The sequence below is a fragment of the Actinoplanes sp. NPDC048791 genome (assembly GCF_040650095.1).
Lineage (GTDB): Bacteria > Actinomycetota > Actinomycetes > Mycobacteriales > Micromonosporaceae > Actinoplanes.
Genome location: NZ_JBEZGQ010000545.1, coordinates 1 through 5,725, shown reverse-complemented (window position 1 = coordinate 5,725; position 5,725 = coordinate 1). Strand labels below are relative to the sequence as shown.

General features: G+C 72.4%; 6 protein-coding genes. 4 read left to right on the top strand and 2 right to left on the bottom strand.

Translation table 11 applies throughout. The features are described 5' to 3' along the window. Together AB0C29_RS30570 and AB0C29_RS30565 are read left to right on the top strand one after the other, a co-directional pair. Window positions 1-260: hypothetical protein (locus AB0C29_RS30570; RefSeq protein ID WP_360827341.1), on the top strand; the 260-nt coding region annotated here is incomplete at its 5' end. 48 nt (window positions 261-308) lie between these two features. Continuing rightward, window positions 309-1,112 carry a class I SAM-dependent methyltransferase gene (locus AB0C29_RS30565; RefSeq protein ID WP_360827338.1) on the top strand — a complete coding sequence of 268 codons (804 nt, stop codon included), beginning with the start codon at window positions 309-311 and terminating at the stop codon, window positions 1,110-1,112. Between the two features lie 33 nt (window positions 1,113-1,145). Here AB0C29_RS30565 and AB0C29_RS30560 read toward each other — a convergent pair whose 3' ends face one another. Together AB0C29_RS30560 and AB0C29_RS30555 are read right to left on the bottom strand one after the other, a co-directional pair. After that, a complete protein-coding gene (locus tag AB0C29_RS30560; protein WP_360827335.1) occupies window positions 1,146-2,783 on the bottom strand; it encodes a hypothetical protein in 1,638 nt (545 codons plus the stop codon). 131 nt (window positions 2,784-2,914) lie between these two features. Next, window positions 2,915-3,832, bottom strand: a complete 918-nt coding sequence (locus AB0C29_RS30555; protein WP_360827332.1) for an alpha/beta hydrolase — start codon at window positions 3,830-3,832, stop codon at window positions 2,915-2,917. Window positions 3,833-4,043: 211 nt separating this feature from the next. Here AB0C29_RS30555 and AB0C29_RS30550 point away from each other — a divergent pair, with 211 nt between their 5' ends. Both AB0C29_RS30550 and AB0C29_RS30545 read left to right on the top strand, forming a co-directional pair. Beyond that, the gene (locus AB0C29_RS30550; protein WP_360827344.1) at window positions 4,044-4,952 is read left to right on the top strand and encodes an ATP-binding cassette domain-containing protein; all 909 of its coding nucleotides are present in this window, start codon (window positions 4,044-4,046) and stop codon (window positions 4,950-4,952) included. Next, window positions 4,949-5,704: an ABC transporter permease gene (locus tag AB0C29_RS30545; RefSeq protein WP_360827330.1), complete on the top strand. Its 756-nt coding sequence runs from the start codon at window positions 4,949-4,951 to the stop codon at window positions 5,702-5,704. Before AB0C29_RS30550 ends, AB0C29_RS30545 begins: the two co-directional genes overlap by 4 nt. The last annotated feature ends 21 nt before the right edge of the window (window positions 5,705-5,725 follow it).

Genomic DNA, 5,725 nt, shown 5'->3' with positions numbered 1-5,725 from the left:
CGTTCGGTGTCACCAACGCTGAGACCGTGCGGCTGGGCAGCACTCCGCGGCAGGTCCGGAAGAACTACCTGGCGTTGACGGGGGTCTGTAAAACGGTGGGTCATCATGTCTCCGCCCTGCTGGCCAAGCTGGACGTGCCGTCGCGGCGCCAGGCTTCCGCGGCCGCGCTGAGGCTGGGGCTGGTGCCCGCCGGAAATGGGGAGTCCGGCCGCCAAAGGTGGGGAACCGTTCCCGATCCGCCGGTCCGGCCAGATATCTAGCGTCTCCGGTGACCACCTCCGGCGTGGTCAGCGAACAGGAGGAACGCTATGGACATCGCCACCGTCAAGCAGCGGCAACAGGTCGCGTGGGCGTCCGGCGACTACGCCGCCGTCGGTGCCCGCTTCCCGATCACCGCCGAGCTCCTGTGCGAGGCCGTCGACCTGCGCGCGGGCGAACGGGTCCTGGACGTGGCCTGCGGCAGCGGCAACGCCGCCCTGGCCGCGGCCCGGCGCTTCTGCCAGGTCACCGGCATCGACTACGTACCCGCGCTGCTGGACCGCGCCCGCCTGCGGGCCACGGCCGAGGGCCTGGAGTCGACCTTCCAGGAGGCCGACGCCGAGGACCTGCCCTTCCCCGACGGTTGTTTCGACGCGGTCCTGTCCACGTGCGGCGCCATGTTCGCCCCGGACCAGGAACGGACGGCCGGGGAACTGCTCCGGGTCTGCCGCCCGGGCGGCCGCATCGGCATGGTGAACTGGACCCCGGACAGCTACGTCGGCGCGCTGTTCCGGGCGATCGGCCGCCGGATGCCCGCGCCGCCGGGCGTACGGCCGCCGGTGCTGTGGGGCAGCGAGGGACGCCTGCGGGAGCTGTTCGGGCCTGACGTCACCATCACGGCTCCCCGCCGGGCCTTTCACTGGCGGTTCCGATCGGCTGAGCACCAGGCCGATTTCTTCGCCGACTGTTACGGGCCGGCGAACAGGGCGCTGCAAGCGCTGGGCGCCGACGACGCGACCTCCCTGCGGGCCGAGATGGTCGAGACGGCGCGAGAATTCGACGTCTCGGACGACGAGACCCTGGTACTGCGGATGGACTACCTCGAGGTCGTCGTCCGCCGCAAGGCCCGGTGATCAGGCCCGCGGCGGCTGTTCCGGTGGTCCCGCTCAGAAGAACGGGATGATCCGGACCGGCGGGCGGACCGGGGGCCGGGGCGGCGGCAGGTACCGCGGTGGTGGGCGGTAGCCGGGCCCGGGGCGGTATCCCGGCACGCCGTAGTCGTAGATCCGCGGTGGCGGCGCCGGCAGGGGCAGCCTGGGCAGCTCCAGCGGCGGCAACGGCTTGAGCGGCAGCAGTTTCAGGTCGCCGGGCTTGCCGGGGCGGGGCCGCGGCGGCGTGCGGCGGGTCAGCGTCTCGGCCACCGTACGGTCGATCGTGGCGCTGCCGGCCGACAACGACTCCATCAGCATTCTGCGGGTCGTGGCGGCCCGTTCGGCGTTCGGCACGGCCCGCTCGACCGCCCGGGTCACGTCGGTCTGCTCGACGATGACCCTTGCTTCCTCAGCCACTTCCGGCTGACCGGTTCCGCTCCCATCGGGCCCATGCGGGCCGCGCAGGGCGGAGTTCACCAGCCGGTCGTACGCCGCGCCCAGTCGTTCCTGCAGGGCCGTGTCGGCGACCTCGGTGAACGCCTGGACCAGCGGATCGAGGATCGGCATCGCCTCGGTGAACGGCTTGAGGAGCGCGACGATCCGTTCGCTGACCACCTTCTCCAGTTGCAGGGAGACGGTCCGGCGGCCGTCGACGACCAGGTCGATGCCCGGCTGCGTGGATTCGCCGACGGCCGCGCGGGCAGTCTCGACCTGCTCCGGGGTGACCGTCCCGGGCAGCTCCGTGCGGCCCTGCGCCGGCAGCCGGACCTCGGCCGGGGTGATCCAGATCCGGTTCCGCCGGGCCGTCTCGTCGGCGACGATCCGGTCGAGGGCGGCGACGCTGACACCGTGGGTGGTGCGGGCCTGCTCGGCGGCGGCCCGGACCTTGTCCAGCAGGTCGCCGATCGCGGCCTCCTGGCTCAGGGTGTTCCGGTAGGACTGGGGCAGCGACCCGTACACCTTGTCCCAGAGCTGGTCGGCGACCCGCCGGTTGAGATCGGCCTCGATCTGCCGGGTCACCTCCGCGTAGCCGCGCTGCGCGACCTTGAGCCGCAGGCGCAGGTCCTCGGAGGGCACGCCGAGGTGCATGCCGAACATGGTGAACGCGGCCAGGGTGGCGAGCCCGGCCGCCGCCGGCCCGCTGAACCGGGTGTAGAACGCGGTGCTCCGCTGGGCCGCGGAGGCGACCCGCCACCGCCACCCGCGGCCGGCGTCCGGCTCCTTCGGCTGCCGGCCGAGCAGCAGGCAGGTGAGCAGGTACACGGCGGCCAGGACGGCGAAGACGGCCAGTTCACTGAGCTTGAGACGGTCGGCGAAGAACCCGGACACCGCCTCGAAGGTCCGCTGCATCGCGCCGAGCCGGTCCACGCCGATGGAGTCACCGAACAGCTGCAGGTACGCCGCCAGGAGACAGTAGAACGTCGCGGCGAGGCCGATCGGCACCAGGTAGAGGACCCCGACGGCACAGAGGTGGTACCGCAGGCCGGTGCGGACCCCGTCCGGTCCCGCGGCCAGCCGCACCTGGCGGCGGCACCACCACACCAACAGCCACATGCCGGCGACGACCGACACGAACGGCGTGACGACCATGGACAGGAAGAGCGCCGCCAGCAGGAGCAGCCCCACGACGACCGGGGTCCCACGTTCCCGCACCGGCATCCGCCACCTCCGTCGCGCAACGACGTTCCGCTACCAGAGAACCACGCTGCGGCAACCATCGTCGAGGCCGAGGGTGGACCGCGGAGGTGCCGATCCGGGCGCCGGCAGCCAGGCCACGATGGGTGTCACCGGGCGGTGGCGGCCATCTGCCGGATCTTTTCGAGCACCAGGGCGGGCTGGTCCTCGGGGATGTCGTGCGAGCTGCCGCGGGCAGTGACGAGCGTCCGGCCGGGACCGGCGGCCACGAATGCGGCGGCCGCGTCGTGCCAGCGCCGGGCGTCCTGCGGGGAGCCGACGAAGGGCGTCTGCTCCGACACGATGACGGTGACGGGCACGCCGTCCGGCCAGTTGGCCCGGTGGTACGCCCGGTGCGTCGGCCCGAAGTCCTCGGCCGTGGCGATGAGCTGGCGGTTCTGCTTCGTCGACGGCTGCTTCTTGAGCGCTTCGATCTGCGGCGTGGTGAGCGCGATGAGGCGTTCGATCTGTGGATCGGTGAAGAACTGCGGCAGGTTGGCGTCGACGAGCACTGCCCCGGCGAGCACGCCCGGGTTCGCGCCGGCGAAGTAGGTGGCGACCTCACCCGCCTGCGAGTGGGACACCAGGACCACGTCCCGGTTGACGCCGAGTTCACGCAGGCCGGCCCGTAGGTCGCCGGCCGCGGCCCGGCCGTCCCAGGGACCTTTCACCTCGTCGCTCGCGCCCATGCCGGCCCGGTCGTAGGTGATGATCTGCGACCCGGTCTCCCGCGCCAGCTGAGGCACCAGGGCATCCCAGTAGGAGGAGTCCTCGCCGCCGCCGGCGTCCAGCACGAGGGTCGGGGAATGCCCGGGCGTGACGTGGAAGGCCAGCCGGTGCCCGTTGGTCGCGATCATGTGCAGGGCCGCGTCGGCCGGGGCCGCGGGAGCCGAGCTGGTCCCGAGCGCCGCGGAGGCCGCTTTCCGGGGCGCCGGATCCCCGCACGCGCTCACCATCCCCACCACGGCGGCGGGCAGGGCGAGGGCGACGGCGGCCCGGCGGAACCGGGACATCTTCTGCGTGGTCATGGAAGACGATCTTTCGCGGATGTCCGATCCCGTTCGATCCTGCTGGCCACCGGCTCGGGGCGGGGGATACCCCCACCCTCGGCCCGGCGCGATCCGGAAATTTCCTGGGAGGACCGGGCGCCCGGCCGGTCCGACCGGCGGATCTCTCAGAGTTCTCCCAGAAGCTCTGCGAAAGCGGCCAGCCGGGTCGGCGAGCATCGCCGCCATGACGATGATTGAGGTACGCGGGCTGACCAAGAGGTACGGGCCCGACACCGTGGTGGACGACCTGTCGTTCACCGTCGAGGCGGGGCAGGTCACCGGTTTCCTCGGGCCGAACGGCGCCGGGAAGACCACCACGATGCGCATGATCGTCGGCCTGGCCGCGCCCGACCGGGGTTCCGTCACGGTCCACGGCCGCCGCTACGCCGACTTCCCGGTGCCGCTGACCGAGGTCGGCGCGCTGCTCGACGCCGGCGCTGTGCACGGCGGGCGCAAGGCGTACGACCATCTGCTCGCGCTGGCGGCCAGCAACGGCCTGCCCCGGCGCCGGGTCGGTGAGGTGCTCGACCTGACCGGGATGCGGGCCGCGGCGGGCAAGCGGGCCGGTGACTTCTCGCTCGGCATGCGGCAGCGGCTCGGTATCGCGGCGGCCCTGCTGGGTGACCCCCGGGTGCTGATCTTCGACGAGCCGGTGAACGGGCTCGACCCGGAGGGCATCCGCTGGGTCCGCGAGCTCATGCGCTCGCTGGCCGCGGAGGGCCGCGCTGTGCTGGTCTCCAGCCATCTGATGAGCGAGATGGCCCGGACCGCGGACCATCTGGTCGTGGTCGGCCGGGGGCGGCTCATCGCCGACACGTCGGTGAGTGAGCTCATGAACGCCGCCGGGGGCGGCACGGTGCAGGTGCGGGCGGGCGATCCGGATGCGCTCGCGCTGCGGTTGTCGGCGGCGGGCGCAACCGTACGGGAAGGGCTCGAGTCGGCCCTCGTGGTCTCCGGCATGAGCGCCGAGGACATCGGCAAGCTGGCCGCGTACCACGGGGTGGTCCTCAGTGAGCTGACCCCGCAGCGGGCGTCGCTGGAGGACGCCTTCATGGCCCTGACCAAGGACAGCGTCGAGTACCAGGGGGTGCCCGCATGAGCCGCACCCTGCTGGCCGAGTGGATCAAGATCCGCAGCCTGCGCTCCACCTGGTACACGCTGGCCTGCCTCTTCGTCGTCGGGCTGGGCATCACCGCCTTGACCTCGAACGCGACCCGGGAGGCGTACGCGGACGCCGGCGCCGCCTGGGATCCGACGGCGCACAGCCTGACCGCGTACATCGTGGCCCAGCTGATCATCGGGGTGCTCGGCATCCTGGTCGTCACCTCGGAGTTCGCCACCGGTCTGATCCGGACGACGCTGACCGTCACGCCCCGGCGGCACCGGGTGCTGGCGGCCAAGGTGGTGATCGCCGCGGCTGTCGCCGTGGTGGCCGGCCAGGTGCTGATGGTCGCCGCGTTCCTGATCGGACAGCCGCTGATCGACCGCCAGGGTGTGCCGAACGCCGGCCTCGGCGATCCCGGCGTGCTGCGGGCCGTGGTTGCCGGCGGTCTCTACCTCACCCTCATCGCGCTGCTGTCCGTCGGGCTCGGCACGATCATGCGGGCCACCGCGGGCGCGCTCGCCACCCTGGTGGGCATCATCTTCCTGGTGCCCGCCCTGGCCGGCATCTTCCCGTCCTGGATGAGCGGCCTGTTCGACTTCTGGCCGACGCTGGGTGGGTCGGCCGCTCTCGCGACGGTCCCGGACCCGGACTTCCCGCACCCGTGGTGGAACCTGGCCGGTCTGGGCCTGGGGGTCGCCGGTGTGCTGGTGGCCGCGTTCGTGGTCCTGCGGCGCCGAGACGTGTGATGACGGCTCGCGACCTCGGCC

Excerpts from the sequence above, each read along its gene's own strand:
- AB0C29_RS30565 (WP_360827338.1), top strand. The coding sequence starts at position 309 with ATGGACATCGCCACCGTCAAGCAGCGGCAACAGGTCGCGTGGGCGTCC.
- AB0C29_RS30555 (WP_360827332.1), bottom strand. The coding sequence starts at position 3,832 with ATGACCACGCAGAAGATGTCCCGGTTCCGCCGGGCCGCCGTCGCCCTC.
- AB0C29_RS30550 (WP_360827344.1), top strand. The coding sequence starts at position 4,044 with ATGATTGAGGTACGCGGGCTGACCAAGAGGTACGGGCCCGACACCGTG.
- AB0C29_RS30545 (WP_360827330.1), top strand. The coding sequence starts at position 4,949 with ATGAGCCGCACCCTGCTGGCCGAGTGGATCAAGATCCGCAGCCTGCGC.